Annotated in this window: 11 protein-coding genes; 7 read left to right on the forward strand and 4 right to left on the reverse strand. The window is 42.2% G+C overall.

From position 1 onward, the window contains the following. Positions 1-105 precede the first annotated feature (105 nt). The 5 genes from BANVL01_RS15340 to BANVL01_RS15360 all read left to right on the forward strand — a co-directional run bounded on the left by BANVL01_RS15340 (position 106) and on the right by BANVL01_RS15360 (position 5,913). Positions 106-1,239 carry an MGDG synthase family glycosyltransferase gene (locus tag BANVL01_RS15340; protein ID WP_066092267.1) on the forward strand — a complete coding sequence of 378 codons (1,134 nt, stop codon included), beginning with the start codon at positions 106-108 and terminating at the stop codon, positions 1,237-1,239. A 68-nt stretch (positions 1,240-1,307) separates the two neighbouring features. Further along, complete coding sequence (locus BANVL01_RS15345; RefSeq protein ID WP_066092264.1) at positions 1,308-2,723, forward strand: MFS transporter; 1,416 nt, start codon at positions 1,308-1,310, stop codon at positions 2,721-2,723. Positions 2,724-2,822: 99 nt separating this feature from the next. Further along, positions 2,823-4,754 carry a lipoteichoic acid synthase gene (ltaS, locus tag BANVL01_RS15350; RefSeq protein WP_066092261.1) on the forward strand — a complete coding sequence of 644 codons (1,932 nt, stop codon included), beginning with the start codon at positions 2,823-2,825 and terminating at the stop codon, positions 4,752-4,754. A 168-nt stretch (positions 4,755-4,922) separates the two neighbouring features. Further along, a complete protein-coding gene (locus BANVL01_RS15355) occupies positions 4,923-5,207 on the forward strand; it encodes an AbrB/MazE/SpoVT family DNA-binding domain-containing protein (RefSeq protein WP_066092258.1) in 285 nt (94 codons plus the stop codon). Positions 5,208-5,457: 250 nt separating this feature from the next. Beyond that, positions 5,458-5,913, forward strand: a complete 456-nt coding sequence (locus BANVL01_RS15360) for a VanZ family protein (RefSeq protein ID WP_066092255.1) — start codon at positions 5,458-5,460, stop codon at positions 5,911-5,913. A gap of 82 nt (positions 5,914-5,995) precedes the next feature. Here BANVL01_RS15360 and BANVL01_RS15365 read toward each other — a convergent pair whose 3' ends face one another. Further along, positions 5,996-6,487 (reverse strand): glutathione peroxidase, encoded by a 492-nt coding sequence (locus BANVL01_RS15365; RefSeq protein ID WP_066092252.1) that lies wholly within the window; start codon positions 6,485-6,487, stop codon positions 5,996-5,998. A 550-nt stretch (positions 6,488-7,037) separates the two neighbouring features. Here BANVL01_RS15365 and BANVL01_RS15370 point away from each other — a divergent pair. Then, on the forward strand, positions 7,038-11,348 hold the full coding sequence (locus BANVL01_RS15370) for a S8 family serine peptidase (RefSeq protein WP_066092249.1): 4,311 nt from the start codon (positions 7,038-7,040) through the stop codon (positions 11,346-11,348). A gap of 140 nt (positions 11,349-11,488) precedes the next feature. Here the strand turns inward: BANVL01_RS15370 and BANVL01_RS15375 are convergent, their stop codons facing one another. Further along, positions 11,489-12,472 carry an LCP family protein gene (locus tag BANVL01_RS15375; RefSeq protein WP_066092246.1) on the reverse strand — a complete coding sequence of 328 codons (984 nt, stop codon included), beginning with the start codon at positions 12,470-12,472 and terminating at the stop codon, positions 11,489-11,491. A gap of 317 nt (positions 12,473-12,789) precedes the next feature. On the opposite strand from BANVL01_RS15375, the gene BANVL01_RS15380 reads away from it, so the two are divergent. After that, entirely contained in the window at positions 12,790-13,506 is a 717-nt protein-coding gene (locus BANVL01_RS15380) for a polysaccharide deacetylase family protein (protein WP_235845590.1), read from the forward strand. 338 nt (positions 13,507-13,844) lie between these two features. Here the strand turns inward: BANVL01_RS15380 and BANVL01_RS15390 are convergent, their stop codons facing one another. Together BANVL01_RS15390 and glcD are read right to left on the reverse strand one after the other, a co-directional pair. After that, complete coding sequence (locus BANVL01_RS15390; protein WP_066092241.1) at positions 13,845-15,173, reverse strand: (Fe-S)-binding protein; 1,329 nt, start codon at positions 15,171-15,173, stop codon at positions 13,845-13,847. Further along, positions 15,170-16,582 carry a glycolate oxidase subunit GlcD gene (glcD, locus tag BANVL01_RS15395; RefSeq protein WP_066092239.1) on the reverse strand — a complete coding sequence of 471 codons (1,413 nt, stop codon included), beginning with the start codon at positions 16,580-16,582 and terminating at the stop codon, positions 15,170-15,172. The genes BANVL01_RS15390 and glcD overlap by 4 nt, the downstream gene beginning before the upstream one ends. Positions 16,583-16,644 lie beyond the last annotated feature (62 nt).

Consider the following 16,644-nt stretch of genomic DNA (forward strand, 5'->3'; position numbering starts at 1 on the left):
TTCAGAAATGGGTAGATGGACTAGAACGGTGTGTGTGCGTATCCCCCGCTTATTTTTTTTCATCAGTTTGATATGGATTAACAATGTTAAGAAAGGGTCTTTTATATGACTAAAAAAATATTAATTATTTCTTCTGATAACACCGGTCATGGCCATAAAAGCATCACAGAATCCTTGTGTGAAAAGATTGGAATGGATCATGATATTAACGTGCATGTAGTAGATGGCTTTTCTTTGGGTGGACACTCACTATTGAATATCGGCAAGACCTACGGACCGATAACGAGAAGGTCCGAAAATTTATGGGAGAAGGTATTTAACTATTCTGCTGAAAACCCAGAATTAATTGACAAATTTATCGAAATGCTTATAAGAAAAAATTTCCTGAAATTACTTGATGAAGAAAAACCCGATTTGATTTTATCTGTTCATCCAAATTTTAATGGTTCTATTTTGAATATTTTGGAAAAGGAATTTATAAAAATTCCATTTCTTACGCTTATTGCCGACCTTGTGAACATATCGCCACTTTGGGCGGATAAGAGAGCTGATGTAATCATTTGCCCCACAATTGAAGCGCGTGATAAGTGCATCGAGTATGGGGTGCCAGCTGAGAAAATAAAAGTAGTAGGGTTCCCCGTTCGTTCGAGATTTTTTAGAAATAGCACTAATAAAAAAGTGAATTATCGAGTTGGTACACCATTAAACTTCTTAATCATGAGCGGTGGTGAGGGTGTAGGGAATATGAAGAGTATTGCTGAGATTCTGTTTGATCAATTTGATTGTTCCGTGAAAATTGTGGCGGGTAGAAATGCAAAGTTAAAGGCTGAGTTAGAGCAATCGCTTAAGAGGAAGTATGGAAATAAAGTGGATATTTACGGTTTTACTAAAGATATTCAAGATCTCATGTTTCAGGCAGATATCGCTTTTACAAGAGGAAGTCCAAATGTTATGTTTGAGGCGTTCGCTTCCAATACTCCGATTATGATCACAGGTGCATTACCTGGTCAAGAACAGGACAATCCAACCTTTGCTGAAAAATTGAATTTGGGTGTAATCTGTAAAGATCCAAGCCAGATTGAAGCTAAAATCAACCAATTACTTGAAAATGATGCTGAAAAGCTGAATCATATCATCCATTGCCAAAGAAAGTTTATCAACTCTCGAGCTGCAGAAGAAATCATCCAATTTATGTTAGAAGTGGAAAATCGTTTTGAGTGGAAGCTACAGCTTGCTTAATACGTTTAAAAATGTACTTATTATGACTAAATGATAAAATATAACCAGATAAAGGTGTGTTCTTTTTTTTGAAAAGTACGAATCCTCAAAAGGTATTCACCATATTTGTATTTATTGCCTTGGCTGCTTTTGATAATATCATCGTCGGATTATTTCCGCCACTTTTTCAGTATATTGCTGACGATTTGCATATGAAAATTGCTAAATTAGGGACGATTTCAGCTGTGAATATTTTAGTTACAGCTGTTTCTTCCGTTTTTTGGGGATATCTATCAGGAAAATTCAAACGTAAAAAGTTGATTATCATCGGAACGTTGATTTGGGTTATCTCCGTATTTTTGACATCGAATAGCCATAGTTATGGAGAGCTTCTCTTTTATCAAATTTTTACGGGAGTAGGTTTAGGGTGTATTGCCTCTATTGGCTTTAGTGTATTAACCGATTCTATTCCATATGAGAAACGTGGGATGATTTTGAGCCTTTGGGGCATGGCCCAAGGCTTAGGGGGAATTGCAGGAGCCCTTTTGGCTTCTTTAACTGCAACCAACACAAGTTGGAGATGGCCTTTTGAAATCGTCGGTTTTGTAGGCTTTTTTCTCATTATTTTATACCTTTTCGTAAAAGAACCTGCAAGGGGTGGAGCAGATCCTGAACTGAAAGGTCTCATGGAAAATAACCAGTCCTATCATTATGTGATCGAAGCAAAGCAAATTGTACCGATTATATTAAAAGGAAGTAATGTGTATCTTTTCTTGCAGGCACTTTTTATGAATATTGCAACAGGCAGTCTCATATGGCTCCCAACCTTATATATTTTTAAAATTCAACAACTAGGATACAGTATAGAGACATCGATGATTGCTTCGGGGTACCTATATGCCATATTTCAAATTGGAGGAATGACATCGGTTTACTTTGGTCACCTCGGCGACAAATTTCAAAAGAAAACGTATAAAGGAAGGGCAATGTTAACCTCATTCTTTGTATTTCTTACGATGCCCCTATACATACTAATGTTTATGATTCCAATGAACAACCTGCGGCTGCCTGATGACAATAATGCTTTCAGTATTTTCGTTAGTTTATTGGGTCAGCTATTCATGAACCCATGGATGGCTTTATTGTTTATTTTGTCCTTTTTTGCTTCGGCTGCTCAATCCGCAAACACACCAAACTGGCTCGCACTTATTACCGATGTGAATTTACCAGAGCATCGAGGGACGGCTTTTAGCATCGCCAATCTTTCCAATAGTTTAGGCAGAACCATTGGAAACGTAGGAGTCGGTATCGTGCTCGGCATGATTTCCACTCGCTATCATGGACCAACTTCTTATATAATAACCTTATCGGTCCTTCAAATTTTTCTCATTCCTTCAGCCATTTGTTATCTTTTAATGGCCAAAAAAAATATGTTTGATATACAGAAGGTGAAAGAAACATTGAAGTCACGATCAGAGCCAGAACCAGAGCCGGATAAGGGCTAGTATTCGTGGGGTTGGAAACAGATTTCTTAAAATGATGTTACAAGTTTTATATGGAAAGTAGAAAAATAGTATATTACCTTGTTGGTGGAGGGAAGAAACGTGAATAACCTATTACAAAAGGGTCAAAGTATGTTTACGAGATATTTTGCCTTTTTCTATGTGGCTGTATTTCTCATTTGGATGAAGACATACATAGCACAAATAACGCAGTTTAGATTAGGGGTGGAAGGACCATTTCAGCACTTTCTATTATTTATCAATCCTTTGGGATCTTCCTTCCTTTTTTTGGGACTGGCTCTCTTTTTTAAAGGACGAAAAAAGTATAGTTGGCTAATGGTCATTTATTTCCTTTTATCTGTTCTTTTGTATAGTAATATTTTGTATTATCGCTTTTTTAATGACTTCATTACGTTACCGACGCTAACTCAAACAAAAAATGCTGGAGAAATTGGCGGCAGTGTCGTTTCCTTATTAAAACCATATGACTTTTTATTCTTCATTGATTTCTTTCTGTTGCTGGCCTTACTTGCATCTCGCTTTATAACAATTGAAGTTAGAGATGTGAATCGCCGGAAGGCAGGTGCGTTATTTTCACTTTCATTGGCGATTTCTTGTGCCAATTTAGGTTTAGCGGAAATAGACCGACCTGAATTATTAACAAGAGGATTTGACCGGAATTATATTGTCAAATATTTAGGGATGTACAATTACACCATTTATGATGCAGTTCAAAGTACGCAAGCATCGGCACAAAGGGTAATGGCAAACAGCGACGATATTACAGAAGTCAATAATTATACGAAATCAAATTATGCTAAACCCAATCCTGATTACTTTGGTCTCGGAAAGGGAATGAACGTCGTTTATTTCCATCTTGAGTCGTTCCAAAACTTCCTTATTGATTACAAATTACACGGAGAAGAAGTAACTCCATTTTTAAATTCAATGACGAAGGATAAAAATACCGTTTATTTTGATAATTTCTTCCATCAGACGGCACATGGGAAAACGTCTGATGCCGAATTTATGTTGGAAAACTCATTATATGGATTACCCCAAGGTTCTGCTTTTATGACAAAAAGTTTAAACACGTACCAAGCGGCTCCTGCCATTTTAGGAACCCATGGCTATACTTCTGCGGTCTTCCATGGGAATTCCGGAAGTTTCTGGAATCGCGATGAAATTTATAAATCGTTTGGATATGATAAGTTCTTTGATTCAAGCTACTATCAAATGGACCCTGAGGACCTGGCACAATATGGGCTTATGGATAAGCCGTTTTTAAAGGAATCTATGCCGCTTTTAAAATCATTGCCTCAGCCATTTTATACCAAGTTCATAACAGTTACGAATCATTTTCCGTTCCCAATTGATAAAAAAGATGCTTCGATTGAACCACATACCACTGGTGTCTCATCTGTCGACTCGTACTTTCAGACTGCCCGCTATGCCGACGAAGCGTTCAAGCAATTTTTTGCATCATTGGAGAAAGATGGATTATTAGATCATACGATTATTATTATGTACGGTGACCATTATGGAATTTCCAAAGATAATAATAAGCAAATGGAGCAAGTTCTAGGGAAAGAAATTACACCATTTGAAAGCACTGGCTTGCAGCGAGTACCGTTATTGATTCGAGTTCCAGGATTAGTTGGTGGCGTGAACCATGAATACGGCGGGCAAATTGATCTTCTTCCCACACTGCTTCACTTGTTAGGAATTGATACGAAAGAGTATGTCCAATTTGGTACAGACTTGTTTTCTAAACAGCATGATGATCTAATTCCTTTCAGAAATGGTGATTTTGTCAGTTCAACCATCACATCCATTGATGGAAAATTCTATGATTCAACAACGGGAATGGAATTAGGAATTGACAAGTTAGCAAAGGCTGAGAAAGGTCGGAATATGGCCGAGGAGAAATTATTGTTATCCGATCGAGTAGTAAATGGAGATTTATTACGTTTCTACAATCCAGAAGGTTTTGTTTCAGTGGATCGTTCTAAATACAACTATCATCAGAAATAAAGAAGCAAGAGGTCCTTTCCTCTTGCTTCTTTTCATTATCATTTGCGACAAGGAGCCTGTCCCCATGGTTTCCCATTGTTCACAAAAATACCCTTAGTAAAAAATTCAAATAATTGTATTTTATGTTATACTTAAACTAAAATAATAGGAAAGTTGGTAGATAGTTTTATGAAAAGTACTGGGATTGTCCGTAAGGTTGATGAATTAGGCAGGATTGTGATTCCAAAGGAATTAAGAAATACGCTCGATATTCAAATTAAAGATCCATTAGAGATATTTGTCGAAGATCAGCGCATCATTTTACAAAAATATATACCTTCTAATGTTTGTGCAGTTACTGGCGAAGTTACAAGCAAAAATAAACTCTATCCAGGAGATATTATTCTAAGTCCAAAAGGGGCGGAAATTCTTTTTGAGCAATTAAAAGCAAGTATCCAGGTAATAGGCTCATAGGGTTAAAAAAGCTTGCGTTTAAAGCGATAACATAAGAAAGAGAGACAAGGGCAAACTGCTTTTTCTCTCTTTTTTTGATAGTCAAATAGATTATAAGGGGTATAAGCGACCTTAAACTGAGAAAATCATCAAAGTTCGGTCGCCAATAAGAACCAATCCCCTCCCAGCCTACCTCCTATTACTGAAACTGCCCCTTTTTGTGGTATGCTGTAGAATATAATCTAAGGTTGGTAAATTTGAGGTGGTTTGAATGGCAAAGTCAAAAAGATTCTGGGTGTTTGCGTTAATTATTTGGATGGCGGTAATCTTTTTCTTCACCCAGCTGCCATATTTCACAGGGGAAAGTACGTCCAAAGCCCTCTTTAAGTTGTTTGCTGTACAACATGATACCACTCATTCAGCTAATGGAGGTTCGGTTCTTATAAAGGTTGTTAATATTATTCTCAGAAAGGCGTCACATCTAACAGCATTTGGAATTATTGCCATTTTGCTGTTTCAAGTGTTCAGGAACTTTCGATATCCCTATTTCCTTTCATGGTTTCTAACTTTTCTATATGCGATAACGGATGAATGGCATCAATCGTTTGTGCCGGGCAGAACTGCCTCATTTCAAGATGTATTAATTGATTGTCTAGGGGCATTCATCGCCTTGCTGATTGCACATTCATATACCTCTCGAAAAAGAAAAACTCTGCAGAAAAGGTAACGTTTGCTTTTCCAAAAGTGCCGTTATCCGAAGAAAGAATCCCAATCACAAAAAAGACTGGGATTCTTTTGGTTTCTATAATCTAAACATTGGATAACGACAATAATTTTTTTAAGTCATCCTCAATTCTGCTTGGTTCCGTAGTCGGTGCATAGCGTTCAACGACCTGACCGTTCCTATCGATAAGAAATTTGGTGAAATTCCATTTGATATTTTTGCTTAGAAGGCCTCTTTTCTGTTCTTTTAAAAAGGTGAATAAGGGATCAGCGTGGTCGCCATTTACATCGACTTTTGCGAAGATTGGAAAGGTTACACCGTAATTCCTCTGGCAAAACTGAACTGTTTCTTCAATAGCAGCGAATTCTTGATTGTTGAATTGTGCGCATGGGAAGCCTAGAACCATCAACCCATGTTCGTTGTATTTCTCATATAACTCTTCAAGTCCCTTAAATTGGGGAGTAAACCCGCATTTGCTGGCGGTGTTTACAATCAGTAATGGTTTGCCCACGTATTCCTCTAATGACTTCTCCTCACCATTGGTCATCCTCACATGAAAATCATAGACCGTTTTCATGGCGCGCCACCTCCTCATTTTCACCTTATCAATTCGGATTCCTTTTTGTGGTAAGTTATCGCTAATTTAATCTTAAGCGATTTCTTCAATCAATACAAAACTAATGCTTGATGTCTCTAATGTATCAGAGACTTCTTTTTTTTCAAAACCCATCGCCTTTAGAAATGGGAAAGTGGGAAAATAAAACTATTTATTCACGGAATTCCAATATTTAGTAACCTCAATCAATCATATAGACTAGGAAAAATGAATCTTTTTTCAAAAAAATAGAAATTTAATGCGCTAGTAAGACCAATAAAATGGTGCTTTAGATTTATTTATTATAGGAAACAAGCACTGTCGACCTCAATTTGGACTAATTTACTAATTTTCCCAACAACAACTAAACTACCAATTTCTAATAATTGGAATTTCGATGACGTAATTCGACACAAACGCAAGCCGTAAAGGTCTATTTTTAAAGTAGCACCTAGATATTGACATATAGTAGGCGCCAAGAAGGAGGGTAGTAGATTAAGTGATGACGGAAAATACTTAGGGGGGGAAGAGGATGAAAAGAAAGCAACGCAAGTGGTTATCGATTCTACTCACAGCAATTCTAGTTTTGCCGCTAATGATGCAGCCGCAAATGAATGTGGACGCGGCAACAAAAGGGGCCAATGTTTCAGTGAAAGATGAGCTAACTCCAAAGCAAAAAGTAACGAATAAGTTGTACAAACAATTTGCAGATCAGGATAAAGTCACCTTTCTGATTAAAATGAAAGAGCAAGTCGATGCCGCAAAGGTTGCCAAGGCAGCGGAGGACAAAGCCAAACTGCAAAAGGCAACTCCTGCAAAAGCAAAATCATTAAAGCGAAACACGCTTGTTTCCGAGTTAAAAGCAACGGCACAGGAAACTCAGACTGACGTGTTAGCGTTTCTTCAGGAACAAGTAAAAGCTGGGAAGGCGAAGGATGTACATTCCTACTTTATCGTGAATGCGATTGCGGTAACAGCAACACAAGAGGTAATGGAAAAGGCAGCTGGTTTCGCGGAGGTAGAAAAAATCCTTCCGAACGAAACAAGACAATTATTCGTTCCGGAAAAATCTTCTGCAACAGCGGTTCAAGAGCCTGCAGCTGCAACAACAGCGGTTGAATGGAATATTGACCGTGTTGGAGCTCCAGCAGTTTGGGAAATGGGGATTGATGGCAGCGGAGTTGTCATCGGATCAATTGATACCGGGGTTCAATGGGATCACCCGGCATTAAAAGAAAAATATCGCGGCTATAATGCGGCTACAGGTCAAGCGGATAATACGTATAGCTGGTTAGACGCAACTCGAGGTCAAACTACACCATATGATGATCTCGGTCATGGAACACATACAATGGGAACAATGGTGGGCTCAGAGCCGAATGGCTCCAATGCGATTGGTGTCGCACCGGGTGCAAAGTGGATTGCGGTTAAAGCATTCACATCAGCTGGCGGCACGGACGCAGATTTGTTAAGAGCGGGTGACTGGATGATTTCCCCAGGCGGAAACCCTGACAAGGCACCAGATGTCATCAATAATTCATGGGGCGGAGGTCCTGGAATTGATGAGTGGTATCGTCCGATGGTTCGGAACTGGAGAGCAGCAGAAATCTTCCCGGAATTCTCGGCAGGAAATACAACGTTAAGTAATCCTGGCGGCCCGGGATCTGTTGCCAATCCGGCTAACTACCCGGAATCCTTCGCAACAGGGGCAACCGATATAAACAACAAACTTGGAAGCTTTTCCTTACTAGGACCATCTCCATATGGAGAAATCAAACCTGAAATTGCTGCACCGGGTGTTAATATTCGTTCTTCCGTCCCTGGCGGAAGCTATGAAGGCGGCTGGAACGGGACATCGATGGCTGGCCCCCATGTTTCCGCAGCGATTGCCTTACTGAAGCAAGCAAATGCAAGTTTAACAGTTGATGATTTAGAACGAATTTTACAAACCTCAGCGATTCCTTTAACAGACAGCAAATATCCGGAATCACCAAATAACGGCTATGGCTCAGGCTTATTGAATGTATACGATGCTGTTTCTTCCGTGATGACCGGTTTAGGCAAACTTAAAGGCCAGGTCACGAAAGAAGGAGACGACAGTGAAGCACCGGTGTTAACGCATTCCCAACCTGCCACGGTTTTCGCAGGAATGCCGCTAACGTTACAAGCTTCAGCTGCCGACAATATTAGTGTAACAGAAGTATCGTTCCAATATCAAAAGCAAGATGGTTCATGGACGACCGTTGCCGCACAAAGGATTGGCGGCGATTACAAAAATGGAACCTACCAGGTGACGATTCCTGGTGAAGAGATTTCCGGCACGGTTTTCATTTATAAGTGGAAAGCACGTGATTTCGGCGGCAACGAAGCGGTGAGTGAACATACGATTACTGTGCTTCCAGGAATTACAGTCGGCTATGTGCAGGATTTTGAAAGTAATCCGGACGGATGGACTTCCTACGGTGCCAATGATTCATGGCAGTGGGGTAAGCCGACAAGCGGTCCTAATAAAGCCTTCTCCGGTGAAAAAGTCTATGCGACCAATTTAAGCGGAGCATACGCGAACAGCACAGACGCATCACTGCGGATGCCGCCAATTGATTTACCGGCAGGAAGCAGCTACCTGCAATTCAAGCAATGGTATGAACTTGAAAGAAACTATGATTTCGGTCATGTGTATGTTTCAACAGATGCCGTGAATTGGGTTCAAAAGCTGCGTGTTAATGATCTGTCAAATGGCTGGATTGACGGTCAAGTGGATTTAAGCGAATACGCCGGCCAGCGAATTTATATTGCCTTCAATTTAAAAACGGATGGCAGTGTCGCGAAGCTTGGCTGGTATTTGGACGATGTCCGCTTAACCAATTCACCGCTGCCGGCAGCTCAGAATACTGGCTTAGGTGTTGAGCCCTTGAAGGAAGAGCAATCCTCCAATGTAGGATTGAAGGAAAAGGTGAATCCGGATAAATTCACGCTAATGATGCCTGAGGTGAAAAAGGAAGCAAGTGCTGAAAAGGCCGTAGCACCAATGCTGTTGCCAATGCAGGCGCAAGTAACGGTTGTGGAATCCGGCCGTTCAGTAAACACCAATCCGGCAAACGGAAGCTATGAGCTGACACATGCGACAGGAACCTTTACGGTTATCGCTGAATCCTATGGCTACCACTCACAAACAAAAACAGTAACGATTGATCGCGACGGGGAAACGGCAGCAAACTTTACGCTCCAAGAATTGGCGAAGGGAACTGTATCGGGAACGATTAAGAACCAGGCATCAGGTACTCCGGTTGCCGGAGCGACTGTCTATGTCGTCGAAGATGCCGCCGTTCAACCTGTTAAAACAGATGCAAATGGACATTTTACCATCACGGCCTATGAAGGAGATTATACGCTAAAGGTGATTGCACCACGCTTCTATAGTCAAGAAGCAACGATTAAACTAAAAGGGAATATTGTGCAGAATTTCGATATTAAGCCTTTCATCGGTTTCCCGAGTGAAATTGGCTATGATGACGGCACAGCTGAAAATGCACGAGCATTTTACGATGCCGGAAATGGCTGGGCAGTCAAAATGTCATTAGCTAACGGTCACAAAAAGGCCTTAGTGACAGGAGGATTATTCCGCTTCTGGACTTCGGAATGGCCAGTTCCAGGCGGTACGGCCTTCAAAGTAGCCGTCTATGATGCTACAGGTCCTGACGGAGCACCAGGTAAAAAACTTGCTGGTCCAATTGATGCGACCGCGCTTCGAAATGGTCAGTGGACGATGGTGGATTTAAGCAGCCAGGGAATCCTTGTTGAAGGAGATTTCTATTTGGTCTACATCCAAGCAGATATCAATACGAAGTCACCTGGTCTGGCAACAGATGAGAATGGTCCAAATGCAAAGCGGAGCTGGCAGCTTGTTAGCGGCGCTTGGTCACCATCACCAGCAGACGAGGGTAACTATATGATTCGTGCTGTAGTTGATTATGAGGTTACGGCACCATCGATCACCTCTCCTGTTGATGGAACGTTTACAAACGTTGAAACGGTCACCGTGAAGGGTGAAGCCGCTCCAACAACAAAGGTTCATATTTTTAATAAAGGCGAAGAAGTTGCTTCCGTTAATACGAAGGATGATGGCAGCTATGCCGTAGATGTGAAACTTAAAAAGGGTGAGAACCAATTAACGGCAAAAGCTTCGACATCGCAAGGGATGACGGATGCATCCGCACCTGTCACTGTCACCTTTGATGCTGAAGCACCGGAGTTAACGATTGACTCACCAACAGATGGAAGTAAAATGAATACGGAAACGGTCACGGTTAAAGGAAAAGTGAAGGATGACCATTTGAATTTCGTCCTAGTCAATGGCACAACCGCTAAAGTTGAAAATGGCACCTATTCGGCTAGAATCATGCTCGATGAAGGGATCAACAATATCAACGTTGTCGCCAAAGATAAGGCCGGAAACACGACTGAAAAGTCAGTGAAACTTGACGTGAAATACACAGCACCACTAATTAAAAATGTAAAGCCAACTGAGGATATGGAATTGAAAAAAGGCGAAAGTGTCAAGATTGAGTTCACAAGTGAGCCTGGCTTGAAAACTTCCTTCTTCATTCATATGCCGCTGACACAAACGAATTCAGTTCAAGCACAAGTGGCGAATGCGACTGAACTTCCGATGATGGAGGTTTCACCTGGATCCTATGTCGGCTATTACACAGCTACGAAAGACATGAAAGCCGCTGGTGCCGTCATTGAGGTGAAGGCTGTAGATTCCTATGGCAATGAATCAAGACAAACAGCTGACGGAAAATTGTATATTAATGAGAAAATCAAGAAGCCGAAGAAATAAGGAACGTTAGCATCATTAAAAAGGAGCTATCCACTATATGTGGCTGTGCTCCTTTTTATTTTGTGTGCCCTTTTTGGCCGGTTCTTGGATAAAAAAACAACAGACCAATCGGAGGCTGGCTCCTATTGGTCTGTTTTATGTCAAAAATATTTAGAGGTTAGTTCTTCAATTTTCTCCGGGTCAATGACTAATTGATAGTTATTGGCTTTAAGGATGTCATCGTACATTCTTTTTCCTTCTCCCTCAATTTGATGATATTCCAATTGGGTGTCAGGGTTGAAATTCTTGGCTGATAATCCCAGGCTTAGCATATCAGACGTTGACATATTTGTAGCGATAACAAAGTCGGGAACTGATTTCACTAATGAAGGCAGGCTACCGATGCTGCTTGGGCTTAAGGCCTTTTTGGCAAGTCCTTTTAACGCTTCCTCCTGCATGCGCTGGCGGCTATATTCTCCGTCCGCAAGCGAATAGCGCTCATGAACAACCTCGGCTACCATTTTTCCATCGAAGAAATGAGAACCTGCGGTAATCTCTTTATTCTTATTTTCGCTGTACCATGGATGGGTTAATGTTACATCATAAGGTACATTCATATCAATGCCGCCGACAGCATCGACCAAGGCTTGAAAGCCCCAATAATTGGTTTCTACATAATAGTTAATCGGAACGCCTACTAAGTCGCTAACCGCGCTAACGGCCGCTTCGACTCCAGCTTGTGCCCCTTTTTCGGATTGCATAATATATTGAACACTTGTTAGTTTCGTATAGCCATAGCCATCTAAATGAACACGTGTATCACGAGGGATACTAACGGCTTCAAATTTCTTTTGTTTTAAATCAGCATGAATGAGGATCATCGAGTCAGAGTGGCCAATTTTGTCGCCTTTTCGTTGATCAGAGCCAAGTAACAGCAGGTTAAATACCGGTTCTTTTATATCTGTCATCGCTAGTGCTGGATTTGCCGAATTTGATGTGCCTGAACTGACGACTGGCACCTTTTTAAAATGATTTTTTGGTTGTAACTGATAATATTCATATCCGAAAACAGCCATTCCTATAATAAAAATTCCCAAAACGCTAAAACCGACAATTTTCCATTTGCGTTTACGCTTATTTTTCATACTTTCCTCCGCCCGAAACTGTATTATACGAATTCATTGTAATGGATTAATTTTAAGGAAAATAGAGGATGGATGCAATAGATTTTTCTTGGAAAGTTTACAAAAGTTGTGACGAATTACCCATAATCTGAGTGGTGCCTCAACAGTCGACTTGGAAAGTAAATTTGTCTCTTCTGGTAATTCATTTTTGTACCTAAAATTCATTCCCTGTTTTAATAGAAAATGTCCAACATCCAAACATAGTTAAGGGATTTATGGTGCAAAGTAGTAAGACTTACGTCTATGTAAGAAAATTTGTTAAAGGGGCTTTTATTGTTATGAAATGGGTCCGTTTCGTTATTGTCATTATCTGTTTCTATTCCAATGTACAAACGATTGCGTCTGCAGAGATGATAAAGCGAAATCAAGTGGAGCCAACCGGGCAGGTCGTCTGGGATGTGGCTACCCAGAAAAAGGTCATTGCCTTAACGTTTGACGATGGACCAAGTCCGGTTTATACCCCACAGGTTCTTGCAGTCTTGGAGCAGTATGGTGCGAACGCAACATTTTTTCAGATTGGCAGCCGCATGGAGCTGTATCCGGAGGTTGTCCAGCAGGTGGTGGAAGCCGGCCATGAATTAGGCAATCATTCGATGACACATCCCTATGAAAATAAGGTAGGGTTCAAGCAGATGCGTCACGAGATTATTCGCGCTGAGCAGATCATCCAAAAGTACCAGCCCAACCATCCGAAGCTGTTCCGGCCGCCAGGAGGATATTTAGACAATGACTTATTGCAGGAAGCCAAAAGCCAAGGGTACAAGGTCGTGCTTTGGTCATATCATCAGGAATTAAAGGACTGGTCCCAACCAGGGGCACAAGTCATTGCTAATCATGTGATCCGCCATGCAAGAAATGGGGACATTTTACTCCTTCATGATGGCGGCGGCGACCGAAGACAAACCATCCAGGCTTTAAAAATTTTCTTGCCTGCCCTCAAGCAAAAAGGATACCAATTTGTCAGTGTTTCGGAGCTGCTTTCTAATAAGGAATAGGAATTAGCCGTGAGTCTGACCCTAAAAGGACTCCCAAAGATTAAATTTCATGAATTATTTATCGACAAACTCTGTCTATGGGCGAATTATGGTGTTCAATGGGCGAATTTGCAGTTTCAATGGGCGAATTTCAAGCTTAATGGGGTAGGTCTTTTTCAATCAGCGAATTTGCCTCTCCTATCGGCGAATTTAGTATTTTTATAGGCGAAATTGCAATTTCTATCGGCGAATCTAAGAAAACAACTATCTTTTGGAAATAAGCCTTTGAAAAAAAGAACCAAAGAAAACAGCCAATTATTTGTTTTCTTTGGTTCAAATATTTGGTGAGGATACCTCATTCAATCTTGCTTAACAGCCTGTGCCAATAAATCAACGATATGCACGCCGCGGATTTTGGAGGAGAGTCCTTCTCGTTCAATCCCCAGCTGCATTTGTAATAGGCAGCCTGGATTGGCGGTGACAATGGTTGTTGCATGGGTCTCTTTCGCTTGCTTCATTTTGTAGTCGAGCATCACCATCGACATTTCCGACTCGACGATATTATAAATTCCGGCGGAGCCGCAGCAGCGGTCGGCGTCGACCATTTCTTTATATTTCACACCCGCAATTGCTTGAAGCAGAACTCTTGGCGCGGCCGCCGTTTTCATCACATTGCGCAGGTGGCAGGAATCCTGATAGGTAATGACCTGTGGCGGGAGCTCCATTTTGACCTTTTTATGAAAATCAACAGCGACTAGGACTTCGGAAATATCCTTAACTTTTTCTGCGAATGTCTTTGCCCGGCCCTTCCATTCGGGATCATCCTGCAGCAAGTGGTCATAATCGACTAAAAAGGCACCACAGCCGCCGGCATTGGTAATGATAAAGTCGACGTCTAATTCTTCGAAGGCGATGATATTTTTTTTCGCCAGCTCCTTGGCCGTTTGTTTTTCGCCGCTGTGTCCATGCAAGGCCCCGCAGCATACCTGGCTCTCTGGAATCACGACCTCACAGCCGGCTAATTGCAGCAGCTTCATCGTGGCATCGTTTGTCTTCAAGAACATCGTGTCCATTAAACAGCCGCTGAAAAAAGCAACCCGGTGAACCTTTTCAGCGATTGCTGGCAGATAGTCGGGCCGATTCTTCATCTCTTTCATCGTCGGCACCTTGGGCAGGATTTTTTCCATGGTGGCTAAACTATCAGGCAGCAGCCCTAAAAAACCGATTTTCCGCGCTAGCGTTTGAATTCCGGAGCGTTGATAGAAGCCCAGTAAGCCTACCGCTCCGCGCATCCGATTAGGGTGCGGAAATAATCCTTGAAAAACCGTCTTTCTAACGACCCGGGCCGGCAAGGAATGTTGCTTGTTTTGATTGATAATGTCCCTTGCATCCTCTAATAAATGACCATAATTGACGCCGGAGGGGCAGACTGGCTCACAGGCCCGGCAGCCGAGGCAGAGTTCGAGCGAGCGCTCAAACTCCGCGTCCGGTTCAATCAGCCCATCGACGACCGCCTTCATTAAGGCAATTCTTCCGCGTGGTGACTGCGATTCTTTGAAGCCCGATTCAATATAGGTCGGACAAGTCGGCAGGCAAAAACCGCAGCGCATGCAGTTTAGCAATTCATCTTCGTCCATCCGCTCTTTAAATTGTTCCTGGATTTTTTCTTGCTCTTTTATTGTTGTCATCTTGTGATCACCACACGTTTCTTGCTGTCCTTGGCAAAAACTTTCCCCGGATTCATGATATTTTGAGGGTCAAATGCTAGTTTAATAGCTTTCATCGCGGCGATTCCCTCTGCTTTCAGCTTCCATTCAAGGTAGGGGGCCTTCATCGCGCCGACTCCATGCTCTCCGGTAATCGTGCCGCCTAAGTCAATCGCTTTTGCAAAAATTTCCGCAAAGGCCTGTTCGACTCGTTCCATTTCCTCATGATTTCTTGCATCCGTGGCACAAGTTGGGTGGAGGTTTCCGTCCCCGGCATGGCCGAACGTACAAATCTCGAGCTGATATTTTTCGGCAATTTCATTGATGGCCTGCACCATTTTCGCAATTTCAGACCTTGGAACGGTCGCATCCTCTAAGATGGTCGTCGGCTTTAACCGGGCAATTGCGGATAGCGCGGCGCGTCGAGCGGTCCGCAATGCCTCTGCTTCTGCTTCCGACGCGGCGATTTGAATCGAAACCGCCTGTTCCTGCTTGCATATTTCCGCCATTCGTATTAAATCCCGTTCGACCACTTCAGGAGGACCATCCTGCTCGATTAAAAGAACGGCCTGCACATTGGTAGGCAGCCCGATTTGCGAAAACTCCTCAACCACCTTTAAGGTTGGCTGGTCAAGAAACTCAAGCGTTGTCGGAATGATTTTATTAGCGATAATCGCCGAAACAGATTTGGCCGCGGCGTTTAGGTCTTGGTACAGAGCGAGCATCGTTTTTTTTGTTTCCGGCATTGGAATCAGCTTCAGGGTCGCCTCAGTGATGACACCAAGTGTTCCTTCAGAGCCGACAAACAGGCGGGTTAAATCATATCCGGCAACATCCTTCGCCAGCTTTCCGCCCGTCCGGATGACGTCACCATTCGGCAAAACAACTTCGAGCGCCATCACATAGTCCCGTGTTACTCCATATTTAAGACCGCGCAGGCCGCCGGAATTTTCATTGATGTTCCCGCCAATCGTCGAGATTTTCATCGAGCTTGGATCGGGTGGATAGAACAGCCCTCGCTTCTCCACGGCATTTATCATATCAAGGGTAATCACCCCAGGCTGGACGGTAACAGTTAAATTCTCCTCATCGATTTCAAGGATGCGGTTCATCTGTTTAAAAAGCAGAACAATCCCCCCCTCGGTCGGACATGTCCCGGCACAAAGGTTCGTCCCAGAGCCGCGCGGCACAATCGGTACTTGATGTTGATTACAAACCTTTAGGATTTCCGTAACTTCTGTCGTATTTCTCGGGCTAATCACCGCATCCGGCATAGATTGGAAGTTGGGTGTAGCGTCATAAGAGTAAACCAAGCGTTCCGTTTTCGAATCATCGAAATTAGCCTTCGTCACAATCGCAATCAGCTGTTCTTTTACTTCATTAGCAAGCATTCCATTTCCCCCGATCAATCATTACAATCTAATTTAAGTATAAAAAAAACAGGCCGCTGCCT

The sequence above is a fragment of the Neobacillus novalis NBRC 102450 genome (assembly GCF_001591805.1).
Classification (GTDB): domain Bacteria; phylum Bacillota; class Bacilli; order Bacillales; family Cytobacillaceae; genus Neobacillus; species Neobacillus novalis.